The organism is Brevundimonas sp. (assembly GCF_047617075.1).
Classification (GTDB): Bacteria; Pseudomonadota; Alphaproteobacteria; order Caulobacterales; family Caulobacteraceae; genus Brevundimonas.
In genome coordinates, this window is the sequence record NZ_JBLGCI010000002.1 from 215662 (window position 1) to 239318 (window position 23657).

At 68.5% G+C, this 23657-nt stretch carries 21 protein-coding genes; 8 read left to right on the forward strand and 13 right to left on the reverse strand.

The features are described from left to right. Positions 1-118 precede the first annotated feature (118 nt). Positions 119-2233: a PBP1A family penicillin-binding protein gene (locus tag ACI8U3_RS03005; RefSeq protein WP_415013383.1), complete on the forward strand. Its 2115-nt coding sequence runs from the start codon at positions 119-121 to the stop codon at positions 2231-2233. Between the two features lie 11 nt (positions 2234-2244). On the opposite strand, the gene ACI8U3_RS03010 is transcribed toward ACI8U3_RS03005, so the two are convergent. The 9 genes from ACI8U3_RS03010 to ACI8U3_RS03050 form a co-directional block, all read right to left on the reverse strand. After that, complete coding sequence (locus tag ACI8U3_RS03010) at positions 2245-2916, reverse strand: M48 family metallopeptidase (RefSeq protein ID WP_415013384.1); 672 nt, start codon at positions 2914-2916, stop codon at positions 2245-2247. 10 nt (positions 2917-2926) lie between these two features. Next, the gene (locus tag ACI8U3_RS03015) at positions 2927-4219 is read right to left on the reverse strand and encodes a polyhydroxyalkanoate depolymerase (protein ID WP_415013385.1); all 1293 of its coding nucleotides are present in this window, start codon (positions 4217-4219) and stop codon (positions 2927-2929) included. 110 nt (positions 4220-4329) lie between these two features. Further along, positions 4330-6537, reverse strand: a complete 2208-nt coding sequence (gene glyS / locus ACI8U3_RS03020) for a glycine--tRNA ligase subunit beta (RefSeq protein WP_415013386.1) — start codon at positions 6535-6537, stop codon at positions 4330-4332. 1 nt (position 6538) lies between these two features. After that, positions 6539-6919 (reverse strand): endonuclease domain-containing protein, encoded by a 381-nt coding sequence (locus ACI8U3_RS03025; protein ID WP_415013387.1) that lies wholly within the window; start codon positions 6917-6919, stop codon positions 6539-6541. A 104-nt stretch (positions 6920-7023) separates the two neighbouring features. Further along, positions 7024-7920: a glycine--tRNA ligase subunit alpha gene (locus tag ACI8U3_RS03030; protein ID WP_415013388.1), complete on the reverse strand. Its 897-nt coding sequence runs from the start codon at positions 7918-7920 to the stop codon at positions 7024-7026. Between the two features lie 95 nt (positions 7921-8015). Further along, positions 8016-8471 (reverse strand): hypothetical protein, encoded by a 456-nt coding sequence (locus ACI8U3_RS03035; RefSeq protein WP_415013389.1) that lies wholly within the window; start codon positions 8469-8471, stop codon positions 8016-8018. Between the two features lie 133 nt (positions 8472-8604). Next, positions 8605-9480, reverse strand: coding sequence for a 4-(cytidine 5'-diphospho)-2-C-methyl-D-erythritol kinase (locus tag ACI8U3_RS03040; RefSeq protein ID WP_415013390.1), 876 nt, complete (start codon positions 9478-9480; stop codon positions 8605-8607). Continuing rightward, positions 9477-11243, reverse strand: coding sequence for a tetratricopeptide repeat protein (locus ACI8U3_RS03045; protein WP_415013391.1), 1767 nt, complete (start codon positions 11241-11243; stop codon positions 9477-9479). The genes ACI8U3_RS03040 and ACI8U3_RS03045 overlap by 4 nt, the downstream gene beginning before the upstream one ends. A gap of 15 nt (positions 11244-11258) precedes the next feature. Then, positions 11259-13007 carry an electron transfer flavoprotein-ubiquinone oxidoreductase gene (locus tag ACI8U3_RS03050; RefSeq protein ID WP_415013392.1) on the reverse strand — a complete coding sequence of 583 codons (1749 nt, stop codon included), beginning with the start codon at positions 13005-13007 and terminating at the stop codon, positions 11259-11261. Between the two features lie 88 nt (positions 13008-13095). On the opposite strand from ACI8U3_RS03050, the gene ACI8U3_RS03055 reads away from it, so the two are divergent. The 4 genes from ACI8U3_RS03055 to ACI8U3_RS03070 all read left to right on the forward strand — a co-directional run bounded on the left by ACI8U3_RS03055 (position 13096) and on the right by ACI8U3_RS03070 (position 17399). Further along, positions 13096-13884: a uracil-DNA glycosylase gene (locus tag ACI8U3_RS03055; RefSeq protein ID WP_415013481.1), complete on the forward strand. Its 789-nt coding sequence runs from the start codon at positions 13096-13098 to the stop codon at positions 13882-13884. A 115-nt stretch (positions 13885-13999) separates the two neighbouring features. Beyond that, positions 14000-15646, forward strand: coding sequence for a lytic transglycosylase domain-containing protein (locus ACI8U3_RS03060; protein ID WP_415013393.1), 1647 nt, complete (start codon positions 14000-14002; stop codon positions 15644-15646). 116 nt (positions 15647-15762) lie between these two features. Continuing rightward, positions 15763-16224: a peptidase S1 gene (locus tag ACI8U3_RS03065; RefSeq protein WP_415013394.1), complete on the forward strand. Its 462-nt coding sequence runs from the start codon at positions 15763-15765 to the stop codon at positions 16222-16224. Between the two features lie 95 nt (positions 16225-16319). Further along, entirely contained in the window at positions 16320-17399 is a 1080-nt protein-coding gene (locus ACI8U3_RS03070) for a PA0069 family radical SAM protein (RefSeq protein WP_415013395.1), read from the forward strand. A gap of 6 nt (positions 17400-17405) precedes the next feature. Here the strand turns inward: ACI8U3_RS03070 and folP are convergent, their stop codons facing one another. From folP to ACI8U3_RS03090, 4 genes are read right to left on the reverse strand one after another with little or no spacing between them, the layout of a single operon-like run. Then, the gene (folP, locus tag ACI8U3_RS03075) at positions 17406-18206 is read right to left on the reverse strand and encodes a dihydropteroate synthase (protein WP_415013396.1); all 801 of its coding nucleotides are present in this window, start codon (positions 18204-18206) and stop codon (positions 17406-17408) included. Continuing rightward, positions 18203-18505, reverse strand: a complete 303-nt coding sequence (locus ACI8U3_RS03080; RefSeq protein ID WP_415013397.1) for a winged helix-turn-helix domain-containing protein — start codon at positions 18503-18505, stop codon at positions 18203-18205. Before ACI8U3_RS03080 ends, folP begins: the two co-directional genes overlap by 4 nt. A 3-nt stretch (positions 18506-18508) precedes the next feature. Further along, positions 18509-19147: a hypothetical protein gene (locus ACI8U3_RS03085; protein ID WP_415013398.1), complete on the reverse strand. Its 639-nt coding sequence runs from the start codon at positions 19145-19147 to the stop codon at positions 18509-18511. Between the two features lie 59 nt (positions 19148-19206). Next, on the reverse strand, positions 19207-20421 hold the full coding sequence (locus ACI8U3_RS03090) for an acyltransferase family protein (RefSeq protein ID WP_415013399.1): 1215 nt from the start codon (positions 20419-20421) through the stop codon (positions 19207-19209). A gap of 162 nt (positions 20422-20583) precedes the next feature. Between ACI8U3_RS03090 and ACI8U3_RS03095 the strand changes: the two genes are divergently transcribed. From ACI8U3_RS03095 to ACI8U3_RS03105, 3 genes are all read left to right on the forward strand, one after another. Next, on the forward strand, positions 20584-21366 hold the full coding sequence (locus tag ACI8U3_RS03095) for an enoyl-CoA hydratase (RefSeq protein ID WP_415013400.1): 783 nt from the start codon (positions 20584-20586) through the stop codon (positions 21364-21366). 68 nt (positions 21367-21434) lie between these two features. Next, positions 21435-22130: a hypothetical protein gene (locus ACI8U3_RS03100; RefSeq protein ID WP_415013401.1), complete on the forward strand. Its 696-nt coding sequence runs from the start codon at positions 21435-21437 to the stop codon at positions 22128-22130. Continuing rightward, positions 22127-23638, forward strand: a complete 1512-nt coding sequence (locus ACI8U3_RS03105) for a type IV secretory system conjugative DNA transfer family protein (RefSeq protein WP_415013402.1) — start codon at positions 22127-22129, stop codon at positions 23636-23638. Before ACI8U3_RS03100 ends, ACI8U3_RS03105 begins: the two co-directional genes overlap by 4 nt. Positions 23639-23657 lie beyond the last annotated feature (19 nt).

The window sequence follows — 23657 nt, forward strand, 5'->3', positions numbered from 1 at the left end:
TAAGCCTGTCGCCATGCTTTGGGCTGAAACATCCCGCAGGTTCGCGTCATTGACGTGGGGCGTTTCACTGATCCCGTTCGCGGGCTATGACCAGATCTGAGCGGGCTAGAGGAATTCCATGGCGGGTCGATCCTTCGGACGCGGGGCGTCCGGCAATGGCGAGGGCGGCGGACGCACCCTTTTGCAGCGGCTGATCTACTGGGCGGCCGTGCTGGCCGTCTGGGGCCTGATCTTCCTGACCGTGTTCTTCCTGGTGTTTGCGCGGGGCCTGCCGGACACCTCGGCGCTCTATGACGTGGAGCGGCAGCCCTCCATCACCTATCTGGACCGGTCCGGCGCCCTGATCGCCGTGCGCGGCAGCCAGCACGCCCCGCCGGTGGAGCTGGATGCGCTGCCGGATTATGTGCCGGCCGCCTTCATCGCCATCGAGGACCGGCGCTTCTATCACCACCCCGGTTTCGACCCCATCGGCATGATGCGCGCGATCATGGCCAACATGCGCGCCGGGCGGGTGGTGCAGGGCGGCTCGACCCTGACCCAGCAGCTGGCCAAGAACCTGTTCCTGACCCCCGACCAGAACATGCGCCGCAAGGTGCAGGAGCTGATGCTCGCGGTCTGGCTGGAGATGAAATTCTCCAAGGACGAGATCCTCGCCCTGTATCTGAACCGGGTCTATTTCGGCGCCGGCGCCTACGGCATCGAGGCGGCGTCCCAGCGCTATTTCGACAAGTCGGCCGACGAACTGACCGTGGGCGAGGCCGCCCTGCTGGCGGGCCTGCTGAAGGCGCCGTCCCGCTACAGCCCGCTGGGCGAAAGCGAACGGGCCGCCGGCCGCGCCACCGTGGTGCTGGACGAGATGGAAGAATCCGGGGTCATCACCGCCGAGCAGCGTAACGCCGCCGTGCTGGAGCCCGTGCGCGTGTCGCGGACCCTGGCGACCCAGCATGCCCAGTACTTCGTGGACTGGCTGGACCAGGACATCCGCCGCCTGGTGGGCGAACCCACCGAGGACCTGATCGTAGAGACGACCCTGGACCTGACGCTTCAGACCGCGGCCGAGCGCTCGGTGCGATCCATCCTTGATCGGGACGCCTCGCGCGGCGTGGAACAGGCGGCTCTGGTGGCGGTGGACGGCGACGGCCGGGTGCGGGCCATGATCGGCGGGGCGTCCTACGCCGACAGCCAGTTCAACCGCGCCGTGGACGCCCGGCGTCAGGCGGGCTCGGCCTGGAAGCCGTTCGTCTATCTGGCGGCGCTGGAGGCGGGCTACACCCCCGACACGCCGGTCATCGACCAGCCCATCACCATCGGCAACTGGTCGCCGCGCAACTATTCCGGCAACCACATTGGCCAGACGACCCTGGCCAATGCGGTGGCCCAGTCCACCAACACCATCGCCGCGGGCATCGCCGACCAGATCGGCCGCGACAGCGTGGCCCGCGCCGCGCGGCGGCTGGGCATCACCTCGCGCGTCGGACTGGAGCCCGCCATGGCGCTGGGGGCCGTGGAGGTCAGTCCGCTGGAAATGGCCGGCGCCTACGCCGCCTTCTCCAACGGGGGCCGCCGCGCCGAGACCCACGGCATCACCCGCATCCGCACGCCCCAGGGCCGGGTGATCTATCAGCGTCAGGTGGAGGACCGCCGCGCCGATCAGGTGATCCAGAACCCGTCGCTCTACTACCTGAACCAGATGCTGCGCGGGGTCATCACCTCGGGCACGGCGCGCTCGGTGGCCATCTCCGGCCGGGATCTTGCGGGCAAGACCGGCACCACCTCGGACTACAAGGACGCCTGGTTCGCCGGCTACACCGGCGGCTTCGTCACCGTGGTGTGGGTCGGCAAGGACGACAACACCGCCATGCGCGGCGTCACCGGCGGCTCTTCGCCGGCGGCCATCTGGCGCGGCTTCATGCAGGCCGCCCTGCCGCGCCTGAATGTGCGGGACATCCCCAACGGCCCGCCCCTGCCCGAAGGCTGGATTCCGCCGACGCCGCCGGGCGCCGATCCGGCCGGTGATCTTCTGGGCGGTCTGGGCGACCTGTTCGGCGAGGACGAGCTGCCGCCTCTGGGGGATGATCCCCTGGCCGGGTCGCCCGCCAACCCCCGCCCGGCCCAGCCCGCGCCGGAGCGGCCCAGCGTGCGCCCGCCCGAGCCGATCCAGACCGACCCCCCGGCCCAGAATCCGGAGCCGGACCGCGAGGCGGAGCGCCGACCGGACCCGCTGTTCTTCTAGAGCGTGCGGGGCTAGGCCTTGCCCGCCGCGTGCAGGGTCGGGCCGTGGTCACGCAGCCATTTGCGGAACGGGCGGTGGTCGCCCACCAGACCGTGCACCACGGACCAGTAGGCCGGGCTGTGGTCCGCATGCACCAGATGCGCCACCTCGTGGGCGGCCAGATAGTCCAGCACCTCGGGCGGGGCCATGATCACGCGCCAGGAGTAGCGGATCGAGCGATTGTGCGGGCTGCATGAGCCCCAGCGCGAGGCCGGGTCGCCGATGCTGACGCGCACCGGCTTCAGGCCCAGGCGATCCAGATGCACCTGGGTGCGGGCGGTCAGGGCCGCCTTGGCCTCGGCGCGCAGCAGGCGCTCGATGCGGCGATGGAAGGCCTCGTGCTCGCCGCCGGAGATGATGGCCGGGCCGCCCGGGTGATCCGGGACCAGCCGCGCGGCGGCGGCGTTGCCCGAGGCGATCAGGCGGACGGGGCGGCCGTGCAGCAGGATCTCGGCGCCCGGGGCGAAGGGCGCGCTGTCGGGCCGTTTCGACAGATGCTCGGCGATCCAGTCGCGGCGGCTGAGGGCGAAGTCGATGGCCTGGGGCATGGCCCGCTCGCTGGGGGCGGTGACCACCGCCTCGCCGGCGCGGGCGTCGATGCGGACGCTGACCCGCCGCGCCCGCCGGTTCACCGACAGGCGCAAGCGAAGGCCGTCAATCTCCAGCTTTTCGCCGTGCCTTGGGCGCGGTTTTGCGAACAACGCGGGCCTCATTGGCGGTGATGAAGTCGCGGGCGCGGGTGTAGATCTCTTCGCGGAACCGGCGGCCGTTGAAGACCCCGTAGTGCCCCACCTGCGGCTGGACGTAAAGCAGGCGCTGATCCTCGGGAATGTTGCGGCACAGGCCGTGGGCGGCCTGGGTCTGGCCGACGCCGGAGATGTCGTCGTTCTCGCCTTCCACCGTCATCAGGCCGATGTCGGTGATGGCCTCGGGCCGCACCAGCCGGTCGCCGTGCTTGAGCAGGCCGCGCGGCAACAGGTGGCTCTGGAACACGATGTCGATGGTCTGGAGATAGAACTCTTCGGTCAGGTCCAGCACCGACAGGTATTCGTCGTAGAACTCCTGGTGCTTCTGGATGCTGTCGCCGTCGTCCTGCACCAGATGATCGAAGTAGCGGCGATGGGCGTCCATGTGCCGTTCCTCGTTCATGGACATGAAGGAGTACAGCTGCACGAAGCCCGGATAGACCCGCCGCCCGGCGCCCGGATAGGGCAGGGGCGTGGTGTGGATCATGTTGGAGCGGAACCAGGCGAAGGGCTTTTCCTCGGCCAGCTGGTTGGTGACCGTGGGCGACAGGCGCGCGTCGATGGGCGAGCCCATGTGGATCATGGAGGCCGGGCGGGCCGGATCCTCGTCCTCGGCCATAAGGGCGGCGGCGGCGAGCACGGGCGGACCCGGCTGGCACACGGCCACCACGTGGGCGCGCGGGCCGATCTGGCCCAGCATCGCGCGCACGTGATCCATGTAGTCGAAGAAGTCGAAGCGGCCCTCCAGCACCGGCACCTGACGGGCGTTGGTCCAGTCGGTGACGTGCACGTCGAAGTCCTGCAGGAAGGTCTCCACCGTGCCGCGCAGCAAGGTGGCATAGTGACCCGACAGGGGCGCCACGATCATCACGGCGGGCGCCTTGACCGGCTTGCCCGCGCGCTTGAGGTCGGCCTCGTTGCGGGTGAAGCGGATCAGCCGGCACCAGGGCGAGGACCAGACCACTTCCTGCACCGTGCGGACGGGATGACCGTCCACATTGACCACGTCCAGATTCCAGTCCGGCTTGCCGTAGCGGCGCGTCAGGCTCTCGAACAGCTCGGCGGAGGCATAGGCTGTGCGGCCCATGGCCGTCTGGGACGCCGGATTGAAGGGCGAGGACCAGAACTCCCGCATCATCTGGGCCCCCAGACGCATGGGGGCAGCGGACTGATAGGCGAGTTCGTGAAGCGTGTAGAGCATGGGCTCGGACAGATGGCGGCCGGGCAGGCCAGACGGTGCAGCGGAGCATTAAACGCGCTGCACTGCAAAAAGATTATCAGCGTTCACGAATGAGTGTGATCGACTGCGGATCAGCCCGTCACCTGCCCGAAATCGGCCACCCGGCCCATGACGTCGCGCACCTGGCCCAGCAGCTTGAGCCGGTTGTCCCGCTCGGCGGGCACGTCGGAGTTCACCATCACCTTGTCGAAGAAGGCGTCCACCGGCGCGCGCAGCTTGCTCAGCGCCGTCATGGCGGCGGCGAAGTCCTCGGTCTGAAGCGCCGCATCCACCGCCGTCCCCGCCGCGCCGACGGCGAAGGCCAGCGCCGTCTCTTCCTCCGGCTGGTTCGGCAGGCCGGTCTGGACCATGCCCGTGGGCACATCCCCCTTCTTGGCTTCGGCTTTCAGGATGTTCGACGCCCGCTTGTACCCCGCCAGCAGATTGGCCCCGTCGTCCGTCTCCAGAAACGCCCCCAGCGCCTCGACCCGGCGAACGATGCGCACCAGATCGTCGTCGCCGAGCGCGAAGACGGCATCGACGAGATCATGGCGCTGGCCCTGATCGCGCAGGAGCACTTTCAGGCGGTCGGCGAAAAACGGCGTCAAGCCGATCTTATAGTCGCGATCGTCATGATAGCTGTGGGTCTCATACGGGTCGCCAGTCTCGGCGAATGCCGACGATTGGCCGATGAGGCGGCGCAGGCTGGCGCGGACCTGATTCTCCAAGAGGATACGGATCACGCCCAATGCGGCTCGACGGAGGGCAAAGGGGTCCTTCGATCCCGTCGGCTTCTCGTCGATCTCGAAGAAGCCGACGAGCGTATCCAGCTTGTCGGCCAGCGCCACGGCCACCGTCAGCGGCGCCGTCGGAACCGTGTCCCCCGGCCCCTGCGGCTTGTAGTGATCGCGGATGGCGTCGGCGATCCGGTCCCTTCTCCCTTCCCCCTTGATGGGGGAAGGGCCGGGGTTGGGGGTGACAGCGGTTGCGGAAGCGGGCTCGTCGGCGACAGCTTCCGCCGACGGTTTCACCCCCATCCCAACCCTTCCCCCATCCGCCGACGGGAAGGGCTCGATCAGACGCGCATAATACCCGCCCATCACGCCCTGCAGCTCAGGGAACTCCCCCACCATGCCCGAGGCCAGATCGGCCTTCGCATAGCGGGCCGCCAGCGCCGCCTCTTCCGGGTCAGCCCCCACCAGCGGCGCGATCTCGCGGGCCAGGGCGGCGATGCGGTCGACCCGCTCGGCAAGCGTCCCCAGCTTCGCATGGAAGGTGACGCCCTTCAGCTTCTCCAGCCAGGCGTCGAAGCCGACCTTGCGGTCCTCGTCCCAGAAGAAGCGGGCGTCGTTCAGGCGGGCCGACAGCACGCGGGAATTGCCCGCCGCCAGCGCCTTGCCCCCGTCGGTCGCCTCCACATTGGCCACCACCACGAAGTGCGGCGCCAGCCCATGCTTCGCCGGATCGCGCACCGCGAAATACTTCTGGTGCACCTTCATGGACAGGCGCACCACCTCGGGCGGCAGGTCCAGGAACTGCGGATCCATGTCGCCCAGGATCGGCGTCGGCCACTCGGCCAGCCCCGCCACCTCGTCCAGCAGGCCGTCGTCGTCCACCAGCGCCAGACCCTTGTCGGCGCACACGGCCTTCGCCTGCTCCAGAATCCGCAGCTTGCGGTCCGCCACGTCCAGCATGACGAAATTGTCCTGCAACTGCCGGCGATAGTCGGCGAAGTCGCGGATCTTCAGCGGCCGTCCGGTCCCCAGGAACCGGTGCCCCTCGGTGGCGTCCCCGCTCTCGATGCCGTCGATGGCGAACGGGACTACATGGCCGTCGAACAGGCACAGGATGCGCTTGATGGGCCGCACCCAGCGCAGGGTTCCGTCGCCCCATCGCATAGACTTGGGCCAAGGGAAGGCCCGCACCACCGCGTCCACCGTCTCGGCGATCACGCCCGTCGTGGCCCGGCCCTTCTCCTGAACCCGGCCGTACAGAACGCCGTCGCGCTCCTCCAGCTGCTCGCGCGTCAGGCCGGTCTTCCTCAGAAAGCCCTCCAGCGCCTGCGGCGGCGCCGAGGCCTTGGGCCCCTTCAGTTCCTCGTCCCGATCCGGCGTCGCCGCCGGCAGGCCCTCGATCACCAGCGTCAGGCGGCGCGGCCCCGCATAGGTGGTCAGCGCCTCCCACGTCAGACCCTCGGCCTTCAGCCGGTCGCCTGCCAGCCGCTCCAGATCCCGCGCCGCGCCCGCCTGCATCCGCGCAGGTATTTCCTCGGAGAAGATTTCAAGAAGAAGCTGGGGCATTTTATCTGACGACGTATCGCTCTTCTCCCTTCCCCCTGGATGGGGGAAGGGTTGGGGATGGGGGTGGCGCTGTATCCGCCACGATCTGGTCTACGACTGCGTTCAGGTCGTCCCGCACGCGCTTCTCCGGGAAGCGAATGACACGAAACCCCTGTGATTGCAGCCAGCCGGTGCGTTCGAGGTCGCTCATCCGGCGTTCCGGCAGTTCATGAAAATAGCCGTCCACCTCCACGATGAGGCCTGAGGCGAAATGGACGAAATCCACGACGAACCGACCGATAGGGGCCTGGCGCCGGAAGTTCATCTTCCGCTTTCTCAGGGCTTCCCACAGCATCGCTTCGGCGACCGTCTGCTCACGGCGCAAGCGGCGGGCGCGCGGCACGGCGCCGGCGGCGTGACGTGGACGCGGCGTGGCGACGGAACGGCCTCCACCCCCATCCCCGGCCCTTCCCCCATCCAGGGGGAAGGGAGGCGTGTCGCCCCCCGTCATGCGCGACCGCGCTCCTGTTCGACGTAGGCGACCGCACACGCCTTGCACAGGTCCCGGATGCGGCCGATGTAGCTTTGCCGTTCGGCCACGGCGATGGCGCCGCGGGCGTCCATCAGATTGAACAGGTGGCTGGCCTTCAGCACCTGGTCATAGGCAGGCAGCACCAGCGCCTGTCCCTGCGGCCCGGTCATCGCAAGAAAGCGCGACACCTCGCCCACCATGTCCTCGAAGCGGCGCTTCAGCCCGTCCACGTCATAGCCGTGGAAATTGGCCTCCGACTGCTGGCGCTCGTTCTCGAGGAACACCTCGCCATAGGTGACGCCGTCGTTGTTGAAGCGCAGGTCATAGACGTTGTCGACGCCCTGCACATACATGGCCAGCCGCTCCAGACCATAGGTCAACTCGCCGGACACCACGTCCACCTCGATGCCGCCGACGCCCTGGAAATAGGTGAACTGCGTCACCTCCATCCCGTCGCACCAGACCTCCCAGCCCAGCCCCCAGGCCCCCACCGTGGGGTTCTCCCAGTCGTCCTCCACAAAGCGGATATCGTGCAGCTTGGGATCGATGCCGATGCGCTTCAGGCTGTTCAGATACAGATCCTGCAGATCGTCCGGATTCGGCTTCAGAATGACTTGATACTGGTAATAATGCTGGAGACGGTTGGGATTTTCGCCATAGCGGCCGTCGCCGGGGCGGCGGCTGGGCTGGACATAGGCGGCCTTCCACGGGCGCGGGCCCAGGGCGCGCAGCACCGTGGCCGGATGCAGGGTGCCCGCCCCCACCTCGATGTCATAGGGCTGCAGGATCGCGCAGCCCTTCTCGCTCCAGTAGGCGTGAAGGGTCAGGATCAGGTCCTGGAAACTCAGCGGTTCAGTCGTCCTGGAAGACAAGGCGGTATCCGGGGTCGAGGAGGATTTCGCGGGCGCGAAAAAGACGGCGGACCATAGGGCCCGCCGCCTTCTGCATCAACGTCATATGGCTCCGGTCAGACGCCCGGCGGCTCCGGGTCCATCGGGTCATCCTCGGCCGCGTCCGGCGCCGGGTCGATGGGCGGGGTCGGAAGGGTGGTGTCCGCCGGGGTCTCCATCGGATCCGTGGGCGTGTCCATGGGATCGGCGGGCGCCGGGTTCATGGGATCGGGCGTCGGCGCATCCATGTCGGTGGGCGGATCCATCGGCTCCGCGGGCATGGCCGGGTCAGGGCGCGGGGTCATGGGATCCGCCTCGTCCGACTCGGCCTCCATGGCGTCCTCGCCCGCAGGAGGTGCGGCGTTGGGCTCGCTCCAGTTCTCGTCCTGAGCATCGTCATAGGGCACAGCGCTTTCGGCGGGCGCTTCTGTGTCCTCGCCAGTGGGCGGGGTGGTCTGATCCTGAGCCATAGCAGCCGGGGCAATCAACAGGGCCGCCGCCGCGCTGGCCGTCATAAGGCGCATGCGAAACATTGGTCGTCCTCTCCAGTATGGCCGCCTGGGCGATGCCCGAACGGCGCGGTTCCCGACTTCGTGGAAAGACAATCCGGGACCGCGCCTCCCTGTTCCCGAAAAGCCTGAGGCCATTTCAGGGCGAAGCGCGGCCTTAGGCCAGACGACAGGACGCGGCCCACCAGTTCGAATGGGCCTCCGACAGGGCGCCGGCCGCAGTTCGCGCGGCCTGCGCCGTCTCGAACAGGGCGAAGACCGTGGCCCCCGATCCGGTGACCCGGGCCGCCAAGGCGCCGGGCGCTGAGGCCGCCGCCTCCAGCGCCGTTCCGATCAGGGGCGTGAGACGAATGGCGGGCGCCTCCAGATCGTTGCGCGTGGTGTTCAACCATCCGGCCAGATCGGCGGCAGAGGCGAACCCGGCGGGCATGTCCGGCGCGTCCGCCGTTTGCCGAGGCGCGTCGTCATAGGCGCGATACACGGCCCCCGTGGGCGACGGTACGCCCGGGTTCAGCAGCACGGCGTGGACCTCCGGCAAGATAGGCGCCGGGCTCAGCACCTCTCCCCGTCCTCGGGCTATCACAGGCCGGGCGGCCAGGCACATGGCCATGTCGGCGCCCAGCGGCTCGGCGATGCGGGTCAGGGCGACCTCATCAAGATCGAGGCCCAGCAGGTCGCGCGCGGCCTTCATGGCTGTGGCTGCGTCGGACGATCCCCCGCCGAGGCCCGCCGCCACCGGCAGGCGCTTGTCCAGCCGCACATGCACCGGCAGGCGGTCGAGCCCCACGGCGCGGGCCATGGCGTCCAGCGCCGTCTCGATCAGATTCGGCCCGCCGTCGATACGTCCTGCGAACGGCCCGGTGACCTCCAGACCAAAGGCGTCGGCACTCGCCACCGCCACCCGGTCGCCCACATCGGCGAACACCGCCAGGCTCACCAGCGGGTGATAGCCGTCGGCGCCGGGCGGCCCCACGTGCAGGAACAGGTTCACCTTGGCCGGGGCGAGCGCCCGGGCCGCGTCCTCATGGCTCACGGATTGATGGGCGCCGCGCCCTGACCGTTGTCGGCGCGGGCGACGGACTGAACAGGCGAGGCTCCCTCAAGTCCGCCATCCAGCTTGGCCTGAATCTGCACCCGCAGATCGGGCTCTGGATCCAGGCTCAGGGCCCGGCTCCACTGGAACCCCGCCTCGCGCCGGCGGCCGACCTGCCAGTAGGCGTCGCCCAGATGGTCGTTGATGGTGGGATCGCCCGGCTCCAGCGACACGGCCAGCTCCAGCGTCTCGACCGCCGCCTCGTACTGACCCTGACGATACTGGGCCCAGCCCAGCGAGTCCTGGATGTGGCCGGAGTCCGGATCGGCGGCCACGGCGCGGGCGATCATCTCCGCGCCCTGATGAACCCTCTGGCCGCTATCGACCCACATATAGCCCAGATAATTCAGCACCTCGGCGTTGTCGGGCTGGTCCTGCAGGGCGGCCCAGAGTTCCGCCTCGGCTTCCTCGAACCGGCCGAGGGACTCATAGACGGCGCCGCGCGTGAAGCGCACCTGCCAGTTCTGGTCGGCGGTGTTCAGGGCCGGGCCGTTCAGCAGCTCCAGCGCCTCCTGATAGCGCTCCTGAGCGGTCAGAAGTCCCGCCAGGCCATAGACCGCCTGCGGATCTTCCGGCGCCGCGTTCAGCGCCTCGCGCGCATGGACCACGGCTTCCTCGTCCCGGTCGTCTTCCTGATAGCTCCACGCCAGCTGCTGACGCGCGGCGGCGTAAAGCAGCGGTTCGTCCATGCCGACGCCCACGAAGGCTTCACGGGCCGCATTGGTCAGGCCCGCTTCCTGCAGGGTCTGGCCCAGCAGAAGCCGGGTCTGATCACTCTCGTCCAGACCCAGGGCAAGCCTCAGATAGACGGCGGCGAACTCATTGTTTTCCTCGGCCAGAGCCGCTGCGGCGGCCGCGCCCAGTCCCAGCGCCGCCCCTTCGGTCAGGCTGGGCGCGGGGATCGCACGACCGCCCGACGCCGCTCGTTCCCGCGCCAGTCGAGTGGTCAGGTCCGCGGCGCCAGCCGCGATGGCGGCATCGAACACAGCCAGCGCCTCGTCGCGGCGTCCGCGCCGCTCCAGAAACTCGCCGTATGCGGTGCGGAAAAGCGGCGCGGTTTGCGGCCCGCCGGCGAGGTCCGCGAGAATGGACTCAGCGGTCTCATAGTCACGCCGCCGCTCCAACAGCAGGGCGCGGTGGTAGTTGGCGAACAGGCGGGCCAGCGGATCGGCCTGGGCCGGGGGTTCCGCCAGCGCCCGATCCCAGTCGCCCGCCGCCGCCGCGATCCAGGGCTGAACGAACAGGCCGGCCCGGGCGTGGGGGAAGCCGATGGGCTGCTGCGCCAGGGCCGCGTTGGCCTCGGTCAACTCGCCGCTTCCGAAGTCGCGCACCACCGAAACCAGACGACCGGCTTCCGAAACCGTCGAACTGACCCCTTCGCCGCTGGGCGACAGGCGCGCCGCCACGTCCAGGTCCCCGGCCAGAAGGGCGGAGGTGAAGGCCTGATCTCTCAGCCGGTCCTGCCCCGGCTCCGCGCTCGCGGCGGCGGCCAGATAGTCGGCGCCCGTGCTGCTTTCCCCCAGGGCCATGGCGTTGCGGCCCGCCAGGAACAGGCCGTAGCTGGAGCGGCCCCGCTCATCGACAGGCACATCGCTGAAATCGGCGAAGCGCACAGGCCCCGCCACTTCCAGCGGTTCGGCCAGGGCGGGCGTGGCGGCGGCGATCAGGGCGGCGAGCGCCGCGGCGGTCAGGGTGCGCATCATGAAGCGACAGTCGCCTTACATATTGGGGTAATTGGGGCCGCCGCCGCCTTCGGGCGTGGTCCAGACGATATTCTGCGACGGATCCTTGATGTCGCAGGTTTTGCAGTGGACGCAGTTCTGGGCGTTGATGACGAAGCGCGGATCCTTCTGGTTCGCCTCGTCCGCATAGACCACCTCATAGACCCCGGCGGGGCAATACAGCCGCGCGGGTTCGCCGTACTCGGGCAGATTGACCCCGATGGGGACCGACGGATCCTTCAGCCGCAGGTGCGCGGGCTGCTCCTCGGCGTGGTTGGTGTTTGACAGGAACACCGATGACAGCTTGTCGAAGGACAGCTTCCCGTCCGGCTTGGGATATTTGATCGGCTTGTAATCCCTGGCCTTGCCGGTGGACTCCGCGTCGGTCTTGCCGTGCTTGACGGTGCCCCAGGGCGACCAGCCGCCGAACAGGGAGGTGATCTGCATGTCGATGCCGCCCAGCAGGGTGCCGACGAAGGCGCCGTATTTGGACAGCAGCGGCTTCACATTGCGGACCAGCCTCAGCTCTTTGGCGATGTCCGAAGCCTCATAGGCGGCCTGATACTCCACCAGTTCGTCGCCCGAACGTCCCGCCGTGATGGCGTCAAAGGCGGCGTCGGCGGCCAGGATGCCCGAGCGCACCGCGTTATGGCTGCCCTTGATGCGCGGCACGTTCACGAAGCCGGCCGAACAGCCCACCAGCACCCCGCCGGGGAAGGCCAGCCTGGGCACTGACTGGTATCCGCCCTCGGTGATGGCCCGCGCGCCGTAGGAGATGCGCTCGCCGCCCTCCAGATGTTCGGCGATGGCCGGATGGGTCTTGAAGCGCTGGAACTCGTCGAAGGGCGACAGGAACGGGTTGCGATAGTTCAGGTGCACCACGAAGCCGACGGACACATAGCGGTCGCCGAAGTGATACAGGAACGAGCCGCCGCCGGTCTTGTCGTCCAGCGGCCAGCCCAGGGTGTGCTGCACCAGACCCGGCTGATGCTTTTCGGCCGGCACCTGCCATAGCTCCTTCAGCCCGATGCCGTATTTCTGGGGCTCGGCCTCGTCGCACAGGTTGTGGCGGGCCATGATGGTCTTGGCCAGCGAGCCGCGCACGCCCTCGCCGATAAAGACGTATTTGCCGTGCAGTTCGATGCCCGGCTGATAGTCGTCGGTCTTCTTGCCCTCGCGGTCGATGCCGAACACGCCCGCGACCACGCCTTTCACCCGGCCTGACGGCTCGTCCCAGACCACATGGCTGGCGGCCATGCCGGGATAGACCTCGACGCCCAGCGCCTCGGCCTGTTCAGCCAGCCAGCGGGTCAGATTGGCCAGCGAGCCCACGTAGCAGCCGTGGTTCTTCATGTATTTCGGCTGCGGCAGCCAGGTGATGTCCACGTCGCCCTGCGGTCCCAGAACCAGGAACTTGTCCTTCGTAACCGGCGTATCCAGCGGCGCGCCGCGTTCCTTCCAGTCGGGGAACAGCTGGCTCAGGCACGACGGATCGATCACCGCGCCGGACAGGATATGGGCGCCGACTTCCGACCCCTTCTCCAGAACGGCCACGTTCAGCTCGCGGCCTTCCTTCTCCGCGCGCTGTTTCAGGCGGATGGCCGAGGCCAGCCCGGCCGGTCCCGCGCCGACGATGACCACGTCATATTCCATGACCTCGCGCTCGGCGTCCGCGCCCAGCCCGCCGCCGATGGCCGCTTCCTCAGCTTTGTTTTTCGCGCCGCCTTCGACGATATCCTCAGCCATGTTCCCCTGAATCCTCGTTTCTTATGGGTTTGGACCACTATCCGAAGGTGACGTGACGGTGGTCAAGGACTATCCCTGTCCTCGCACCATGAACGCACCCGCATCGCAAATCGCTGCAACGGAAAGTCTGCTCGCCTTCTGGCGGGATGCGGGCGTCGATGCGTGCTTCGAGGACGCCCCGGTGGACCGCACCTTCGTCCCCGCGCCACCCGAGCAGAAAGCGACGCTGAAGGCCGTCGCTTCGGTCTCCGCCCCAACGGATTTCAGCGGCGCAGTCGCCGAGGCGCGCCGCCTGGCGGCCGAGGCCGGCGATCTGGACGCCCTGAGGGACGCCATCGCCGCCTTCACCGGCTGCCCCCTGCGGGAGATGGGCGCAAAACAGGCGGTGTTCGCGCGCGGCGATCCCAGGGCGCCGGTCCTCGTCATCGGCGAAGGCCCCGGCGCCGACGAGGACGCCCAGGGCGACCCGTTCGTGGGGCGGGCCGGCAAGCTGCTGGACAGGATGCTGGACGCCGCCGGCCTGCTGGACAAGGTGTTCATCACCAACACCGTGTTCTGGCGTCCGCCCGGCAACCGCACTCCGACCCCGCAGGAACAGATGGTGTGCGCCCCCTTCGTGGAGCGCGCCTTCGCCCTGCTCCGGCCGAAAGCCGTGCTGCTGCTGGGCGCCGCCGCCGCCAAATCGGTGCTGAAGACCGACGAGGGCGTCATGAAGATGCGCGGCCAGTGGCGGGAATGGCGGCTGAACGAGGGGGACGTCTCGGCCCCCGTCCTGCCCACCCTGCATCCCGCCTTCCTGCTGCGCCAGCCCATGGCCAAGCGCCTGGCCTGGGCCGACGTGCTGGACCTGGCGGCGAAATTGGACGCGGCGGATTAACCCTTTCGCCTTGAAGCCGCCCCACGGCGCTGGCACGAAAGCGGCCTGACGACCGACCGAATGCGAAGGGGCGACCTGAATCGAGACAGGTCGAGCCATTCCGGAGGGGGCCGCCATGAAGCGGACAAGCCGTCGCGTCCTGGGCGCGATGACGACCATCGCGATTCTTTTCAGCGCGGGCGCGGGCCTGGCGCAGGTTCCCCGCGCCCTGAGCGATTCTGACCGCCTGTCCTACACCACCGCCTTCGACGCCTTGCGGCGCGGGCAGCTGGATGCGGCGCGGGACACGGCGCGAGGCATTCAGGACCGGGTGCTGCTGGGCCAGCTGGAATTCGAGCGGCTGTTCCACCCCAGTCATTCCGCCACCTATGAGGAACTGTCCGCCTGGCTGGACTCCTACGCCGACCTGACGCCGGCGCCGCGGGTTTACGCCCTGGCCCTGCGCCGTCGCCCGGACGGCGCGCCCGAGCCTCGGCGCCCCGGCGTGGTCGCCTCCCTGCGCAACTGGGCCAGCGTGCAGTCGGCCGGCGGGGAAGCGGTCGCCCAAGACGTCTTCACCCCGCCCGGCCCCCGCGAGGCGCGCATCGCCCTGAACGCCGACGACCTGCCGCGCGCCTATGAGCTGGGGGTGGCGCTTGGCGATCACTGGACGGCGGGACTGGCCGCCTGGCGCCTCAGCCGGTTCGACGACTCCTTCGCCGCCTTCGAGCGGGTGGCTGTGGACCCGCTGGAAGATCCCTGGGTGCGCTCCGGCGCCGCTTTCTGGGCAAGCCGGGCCGCAGCGGCGTCGGGTCGCCAGGACCGGGTGCAGGAGTTCCTGCGTCTGGCCGGGCGCTGGCCCGCCACCTTCTATGGCCAGATCGCCCAGCGGCAGCTGGGCGAGGAGCCGGTGGTCGAGAATCTGGGGCCTCAGCCCTACACCGCCGTTGTCGCCGCGGCGGATCGGACGCCCGAACCGCTGGGCGTGGAGCCGGGCGTCCTGGCGGCCTTTGTGCAGGACAATGATCAGGCCCGCCGCGCCGTGGCCTTCGCCGAACTGGGCCGGACCGAGGACGCTCAAACTGAGCTGAGAAACGGTCTGCGTCAGGCGGACGACGAGCAACGCGGCTTGTGGGTGGCTCTGGCCCGTGGTCTGGGTCCGCGTATCGGGGGCGGCTCCTCAAGCGCCGCGCGCATCGACGCCAACGCCTATCCCATGCCCAATCTGGAGCCGGACGGGGGGTATGTCATCGAGCGCGCCCTGGTCTACGCAATCGCACGCAAGGAAAGCGGCTTCGAAGCCCGCGCCCGCAGTTCCGTCGGCGCCTACGGCATGATGCAGGTGATGCCGACAACCGCCGCAGAACTGGCGGGCGATTCCGGCTTTGTCAGCGAGCCGGAACGCTTGTGGGATCCGGCCGTGAACCTGCGCCTGGGCCAGGCCTATATCACCCGCATGCTGGGCATGGGCGCGTTCCAGGGCGATCTGCTGCGCGCCGTGGCGTCCTACAACGCCGGGCCCGGGCCCATGCTGGGCGCTCTGCGGCGGTTGGGCCCTGATCCCGATCCCCTGCTGTTGATCGAGACCATCGATGTGCCCCAGGCCCGCGCCTATGTGGAGGACGTGGTTGCGGCTTACTGGATCTATCAGCGCATGATGGGGCGTCCGCTGAACACCCTGGACGCGGTAGCCTCGGGCGCGCTGCATGTGCCCATGGCGCTGGACCATGTTCCGGAAGCGCCGCCGACGGCCGCGGAGGCGGCGTCGCTCGCGACACGCTGAGCGCGTTTTCGCCCGTCACGTTCAATCAGCTTCCCAGACCGGCCGGCCTGTGTAGTATCAGCGTTGTTCGAGAGCGCGCATCGGGCGCGTGGGGCTGAATTTTTGGGGTGTTCCAAATGAAAAACCTTCTGGGCGTGGCCGCGGCCGCGCTGCTCATCGCCGGGCCCGTCGCGGCTCAGGATATTTCCGCCAACCCGCATGCGGGCACGGTTCGTCTGTCGGCCGGCTTCACGCCGGACCCCTACAACGTCAGCGTCACCGCCGGCGGCACCATCCGCGCCAGCGAGCGCTTCTCGGGCTGCTACGGCTACATTTCCCATGCGCCGGACGTGCGCCTGCACTGGTCGGGCGGCGGCAACCTGCCCCTGATCATCTCGGCCACGTCCTCGCGCGACACCACCCTGGTGGTGAACGGCCCGAACGGCAGCTGGTACTGCGACGACGACAGCGGCGAGGGCACCAACCCGTCCCTGCGCTTCGGCAGCCCCATGAGCGGCCAGTACGACATCTGGATCGGCAGCTACGGCGGCGACTACGTCTCCGCGACCCTGTCGATCTCGGAGCTGTACAGCAACTGATCGCCTGACGATCGGGAGGAGCCCGGCCCTCGCGCCGGGCTTTTTCTTGCCTATTTTGTTCTTGTTTTGTTCGAGCGCGGTGATACCTTCGATGCATGTCGTCTTCCGTTGTCAGGGGCAGAGGGGCCCGGTCCAATGCATCCGGTCGGTATGAAAGCCTTGCGGCCGAGAACTTCGAGGACGGCTGGACCGCCGAGGACGAAGAGGCCGCGCCCCTGCGCACCAGCCTCACGCCCGAACGGGCCCGGAAGATCATCACCCGTAACGACAGCCCGGACGTGGGCTTCGACCGATCCATCAATCCGTATCGAGGTTGCGAACATGGCTGCATCTACTGCTACGCCCGTCCGGCCCATGCCTGGATGGGCCTATCCCCGGGCCTGGATTTCGAGAGCAAGCTCTTCTTCAAGCCCGAAGGACCGCGTCTGCTGGAACAGGAGCTCTGCGCCCGGCGGTATGTCTGCAAGCCCATCCACATAGGCGGCAACACCGACCCCTATCAGCCGGTGGAACGCGAGCACCGCGTCACCCGCGGGCTGATCGAGGTGCTGGCGCGGTTCAACCACCCGTTCAGCATCATCACCAAATCGGCCCTGATCGCGCGCGACGCCGACATCATGGGGCCGATGGCGGCCAAGGGTCTGGTCAGCGCGGCGGTGTCCATCACCACCCTGGACCGCAAGCTGGCCCGCGCCATGGAGCCCCGGGCCGCGACGCCCGCCAAGCGGCTGGAGGCCATATCCCGTCTGGCGGACGCGGGCGTGCCGGTGACGGTGGGGTTCGCGCCGGTCATCCCCGGCCTCAATGACCATGAACTGGAAGCGGTGCTGGAGGCGGCGAAGAAAGCGGGCGCGAACGGCGCCATGTACGTCACCCTGCGCCTGCCGCTCGAGATAAAAGACCTGTTCCGCGAGTGGCTGGCCGAGGCGCGGCCGGATCGGGCCAGGCGGGTCATGTCGCTTGTGCGACAGACGCGCGGCGGCCGCGACTACGATCCTGACTGGAACCAGCGCATGAAGGGGACCGGGCCGGTTGCCGAGCTGATCGCCGCGCGGTTCCGCACGGCGGTGAAGCGGTACCATCTGGACAGACCCCGCACCCCGCTGGACGTCAGCCAGTTCCGCGTGCCGCCCGAGGCGCGCAGCCAGCTGGACCTGTTCGACCTGGCGAGTTGATACCGCTCAGGCGCTCGCGACCGCGGCCTGGATTTTAAACGCCTGCACCGTCTCGCGTACGTCGTGGACCCGCACCATGGCCGCCCCGCGCCGGGCGCCTTCCAGCGCCAGGGCCAGCGAGCCGCCCAGCCGGTCCATGGGGGCGGTTGCGCTCGGGTCGAGCGCCTGGATCGTCCGCTTGCGGCTGGCGGCGTAGAGCACCGGAAAGCCCAGCGCCGTGAGCTGGTCCAGATGGGCCGTCAGGGCCAGATTGTGCGCCGCCGTCTTGCCGAAGCCGATGCCTGGATCCAGCCAGATTCGATTCCTCACCACGCCCGCCGCTATGGCCGCATCTGCCCGGCCGGCGAGCCAGTCGCGGACCTCGGCCACCACGTCATCGTACCGGGGCGCGGCCTGCATGGTGCGCGGCTCCCCTTGCATGTGCATGAGGATGACGTCGCAGCCCAGCTCGGCGGCGACGGCGGCGCTGTCGGGCGCATGGGTCAGGGCGGTGACGTCGTTCCAGATGGACGCGCCGGCGTGGACGGCGGTGCGGGCCACCTCGGGCTTCATGGTGTCGATGCTGATGACGGCGCCGGGACGCTCGGCGCGGATGGCCTCGATCAACGGTACGACGCGCGCGATTTCCTCAGCTGCATTGACTGGCTCTGCCCCGGGACGCGTGCTTTCTCCGCCGATGTCCAGCACGTCCGCGCCCTGATCCAGCAAGGCGAGGGCGTGGGCCGTCGCCGCCGCGACTGTGCCCAGTCGCCCCCCGTCGGAGAAGCTGTCCGGCGTCACATTGACGATGCCCATGACCTGAATCATGCCGGTTTCCCGATCAAGGCCCCGATGGCCTCCACATAAGCCTGAAAAGCCTCGCGACCGGCGTCGGTGATGCGCACGCGGGTGAGGGGCTTCTTGTCCACGAAACTCTTGTCGATAGAGACGTAGCCCGCCTCCTCAAGCTTTTTCAGATGAATGGACAGGTTGCCCTGGGTGGCCTCCAGCGCGGTCTTGAGCTCGGTGAAGTCGGCCACCTCGGCGTCCGCCAGATAGACCATGATCCCCAGCCGGATGCGGCCGTGGATGATCTCGTCGATGCGGCCGAGATCGTGCAGGCCCATGGGTCAGGCCGCCGCCCGCGCGCGCCGGGCGCCGCTGAGCATGATCCAGCCCGGCAGGGCGAACAGCAGGAACAGGGCGGCGGTGCAGACATAAAGGTAGATCAACGGCTCGCGCACCAGCAGGCCCAGGGCGATCGCCGCGACCCAGCCGCCCAGACAGACAGCCAGCATCCAGACCTTCTTGCGCAGGCTCCAGGCCACGAACCAGGCCGCCGCCTGAAGGGCGAAGACCATGGCTGGATAATAGAGCCAGACGGCGAAATCCTGATCTCGCATCGCTCCGGCGCCGAACACCGCAACCACCGCCAGATTGACCATGCCCGTTGCGCTGAAGGCCGCGTTCAATGTGCGGGTCACCACGGGACCGGGGCGCGGCTGCTTGCGGTCCATGCGCGCGGCCCAGATCAGGATGGCGATCATGGCGACCGTGATGGCGATGATGAAGGCCAGGGTCGGCCCGGGCGGCCACATGATCCAGCCCCAGGACTGGCCGATGTGGAACAGGCACTGGACGCCGTAGAGCAGGCCGCCCGCCAGATAGGCGATCCCCATGGTCATGTGGCCTTGCGGCCCGCCGCCTGAGATGACGGAGCGGAGATAGGCCAGATCGTCTTCGGGCGACGAGGTGCGGGGCGCGGTCATGGGGGCGATTCCTTTGGCGGCCTGATGCCGGGGTGAACGAGCAGGCATGGCTTGGCAAGTCATTCGGCGGGCGCCGCTGCGATAACGGGGGCCCGGCGCCACGGCACGCGGCGCCCGTTCAGCCAGCGGCCCATGAAGCTGTGACGGATCAGAAGCTCGTAGGTGATCAACGACACGATCATGACTCCGGCGATGACCGCAGCCAGCTTGGCGAACCACGGCCAGTCCAGACCCAGCATCAGAACCTGCCCCACCATCACCAGCGGCAGGTGAACGATGTAGATCCAGTAGGAGGCGTCGGCCAGGTAGCGGCGCACGCCGCTGACGCCCGAGGCGAACCTGAGGGCCAGGGCGGTGGCGGCCAGGGCGCCCGCATAGACGGCGAAGGCGTAGAGAGCGGCCATGCCGGCCTTGGTCTGGGGGGCGGTCACGGGCGTCATGTCCGGCGCCGCGCCGCCGCTGAGGATGAAGGCGGCGGTTCCGGTTCCCAGCGCCATGGCGGTGAAGGGCGCCCACAGGCTGCCGATGCGGTTCAGCAGATCGCGGCGACGGTCGATCAGGGCGCCGAAGCCGAAGGCCAGGCCGAACGCCGTCAGGGCGGCGGGGTTGGGGACCAGCCCGGTGTCAGGCGTGGGGATTCCGAAGAAGGGAATCCAGTTCGGGGTCAGATAGAGGGCGACGGCCAGGGGCGCGGCGAGCACGGCCGGGGTCCACGGCCCGATCAGGGCGCCGGTCAGACGGTCCATCGCCCTGCCGCACCCGCCTTTGCGATCCATCACTGCGAAGGGCGCGCGCAGGATCAGCAGGGCGGCGTAGAGGATCAACAGCACCCACAGGAACCACAGGTGGGTCAGGGGAAAGGTCTGGACGGTCAGCGGGGGCGGGGGCGGCCCCTCGGGCATGGTCCCGCCGTTGTTGATGACGGCGACCCAGATCAGCACGGCGACGATGGCGGCGAGCACCGGGCCCCAGAACACGGCCAGCGGCCCGGCGATGCGGCTCAGTCGGTCGCGGATGAAGCCGCCGACACCCCTGCGCCCGATCATCATGTGGGCGAACAGGCCCGCGATCAGGAAGAAGGTCGTCATGCGAAACAGGTGGATGGCGAAGAACAGCGCCGCCGCGACGGGCGAGGTCTGGGCGTCCGCCACCACCCACATGGGAAAGGGCGTGTAGGCCATGGCTGCGTGCAGGACCACGCCGAGCAGGAGGGCGAAGCCCCTGAGGGCGTCCAGGCCATCGAGCCGGGCGGGTTCGGATGAGGGGGTGATCATTGCGTTCTCCGCGAAGGAAGGCTCACCACATACACGAGACTAGTTTAAATTACAAACAAGTCTGTCACCATCTTGAAAAACCAGGCCTGGGTCGAGTCCCGCCGGGCTTTCAGCAGGCATGGCGGCGCGCTAGACCGATGGCGAAACCAAAGGGAGAAAACGATGGCCGAATACGAAACCCTGCTGATCGAGCGGCACGCGGACGGCTATGCGGTGGTGACCCTGAACCGGCCCAAGGCGCTGAACGCCCTGAACAGCCAGGTCTTCGCCGATCTGACGGCCTTTCTGGACAGCGTCGAGCGCGACGATGCGGTGCGCTGCATCGTCCTGACCGGCTCGGAAAAGGCCTTCGCGGCCGGGGCCGACATCAAGGAGATGGCTGACCAGTCCTACGCCCAGATGTTCACCGACAATTTCTTCGCCGCCGGCCACGACCGCATCACCCGGTTCAGAAAGCCGATCATCGCCGCGGTGTCCGGCTATGCCCTGGGCGGCGGCTGCGAGCTGGCCATGCTGTGCGACTTCATCATCGCCTCCGAGACGGCGAAATTCGGCCAGCCGGAGATCAATCTGGGCGTGGCGCCGGGCATCGGCGGGTCCCAGCGCCTGACCCGGCTGGTGGGCAAGTCCAAGGCCATGGACATGATGCTGACCGCCCGCATGATGGACGCCGCCGAAGCGGAGCGCGCCGGGCTGGTCAGCCGCGTGGTTCCGGGCGAGCGCCTGCTGGACGAGGCGCGCGAGGCGGCGGCGAAGATCGCGGCGCACAGCCCTCTGGCGGTCATGGCCAACAAGGAGATGGTCAATGTGGCGCTGGAGAGCACCCTGACCGAGGGCGTGCGCTTCGAACGGCGCCTGTTCCACAGCCTGTTCGCCTTCGAGGACCAGAAGGAAGGCATGGCCGCCTTCGTCGAGAAGCGGAAGCCGGATTTCAAGGCGCGTTAGAAAACGCCGTTCACAAGCCCGGCCTTCATGCCTAGATACTCGCGATGGATGAGGGTTCGGGGGCCGTCTTGGGACACAAAAATCAATCCTGGCCGGCCCCGCCCCTGTTCGAGGCGGACTGGCGAGAGCCCTCCGGCCGGCTTGGCGATGACCTGAGTCAGCGTCTGGCGGTGAGCCGAACCCTGATGCCCCACCTGGCTTTCGGCGGACGCATGGCGCGTATTCGCATGACCGCCTTGCCCTTCTGGCCGGGGTGGACGGCTGGGGAAGCCCTGATAACCGGCGCCGGCGAGGATGACCGGGTCATGGCCTTTCTTTACGGCCCTTTCGGTGCGGAACTGCTGGACGGACGATCAGACCTTATCCACGATATCAACGAGCGTCGGGGAATCCAGCTGGACACCGATGCGCGGCGCCAGGCCTATCTTCGCTTCTTCACCAGCGCGGTGCGCGGCGATGAGGGGGCGTTTTTTCTGGTGGAGAGCGACGCCCGCCTGGCCGAACTGACGGGCAAGAAGCCCCGCGGCGCGGCGCGCGGTCTTGGCCACCCCATCCGCTCCCGGCCGGCGGAGGATGATCGCAGCCTGCATGAGGCGGTTGTCCTGTACGGCGCAGCCCTGTTCCGCTCGACCTTCTCCATCCTGCCCGGCGGCATGGTGATGATGGAGGACGACCAGATCGTCACCGATGAGCACCCCGGCCCCGGCTTCACCTTCGACGGCGCTTTCCGCCGCCCCACGCCTGCGAAAGGAGACGCCCGATGACGCGCCATGCCGCGGCGGCCTTTCCGGGCGCTCAGGCGTCGCTGAAGCTGCCCGACAGCGTTCCGGGGCAGGGTATTCTGGTGGGCTGGTCGCTGGAGCGTCGGCACCGCCGGCAGCCCATCGGCTTCAGCTTCGGAGACCCGAAGGCCGGGGCCGCAAACAATGTCGTCGACCCGATCCTGCTGGAGGGCGAAGGCCACCTGATCACCGTTGCGCCGACCGGCGCCGGCAAGGGCGTCGGCTGCATCGTGCCGGCGCTGCTGCGCTATCCCGGCTCGGTCATCGTGGTGGACCCCAAGGGCGAGAACGCGGCCATAACCGCCCGGCGCCGGCGAGAGATGGGCCATGAGGTGGTGGTGCTGGACCCCATGGGGCTGACGGGTCTGGAGGTCGCACGGTTCAACCCGCTGGATCTGATCGATCCCGCCAGCGCCACGGGGGTGGACGACGCCCACACCCTGGTCAACCAGTTGTTGCGCGCCTCGGGTTCGTCCAAGGATATCTTCTGGGAAAGCCGCGCCAGGCAACTGCTGGTAGGCGTGATCCTTTACGTACTGACCGACCTGCCGAAGGCCGAACATACCCTGGCCCGGGTCAGGACGCTGGTGAACGAGGCGGCGGGCGCGCCCCAGGCCGTGACCCAGGCGCTGGCCGGGTCCCGCCATCCGGAGGCGCGCGCCACCGCCGATCTGATGTCCATCGGCGCCGCCGAGACCCTGGGCGGCATCGTGGCCTTCGCGCAGGAGGGGGTGGATTTCATCCGCGGGCCGCTGATCGCCGAGGCGACCGGGGAGTCCACCTTCTCGCTGGAAGGGGTGATCCGGGGCGATCCGTTGTCCATCTTCATCGTCCTGCCGCCGCACATGCTGATCTCGCACGGGCGGCTGTTGAGGCTGTGGGTCGGGGCCCTGATGACGGCGATCATGCGCCGACGGGCGCGGCCGGCGCACTCGACCCTCTTCATGCTCGACGAGGCGGCGCAGCTTGGCCCCTTCGACGAACTACGCAAGGCGGTGACCCTGCTGCGCGGCTATGGGCTGCAGACCTGGAGCTTCTGGCAGGACGTGTCGCAGCTGCAACTGCTCTATCCCAATGACTGGCGCACCATGGTCAATAACTCCCGGGTGGTTCAGTGCTTCGGCGCCAACACCATGCTGGCCGCCTCGGACATGGCGGCTATCGTGGGGGCGGGCGACGGCGGTTTCGTGCTGGACCTGGAGCCCGACGAGATGCTGCTGCAGATCGCCGGGGACGAGGCGGTGGTGGCCAAGCTGCCCAACTACCGTACCGACCCGGCCTTCAAGGGGACGTTCGACGAGAACCCCTACTATGACCCCGGCCGCGATCCCGTGGGTCCGCCGCGCACGCCCCTGACCGAATACATCCGGCCCGCGAGACCGACGCCGCGGTCACGGTTCGAGAGTCCTGTGCCGGAAGACGCCGCTCTGGCCGGCCGATTGCTGCAATGGCTGGAGAACGGCAGCGATCCAGGGTCAGACTCGCGTTGACCCCCCCGTCCCTATCGGC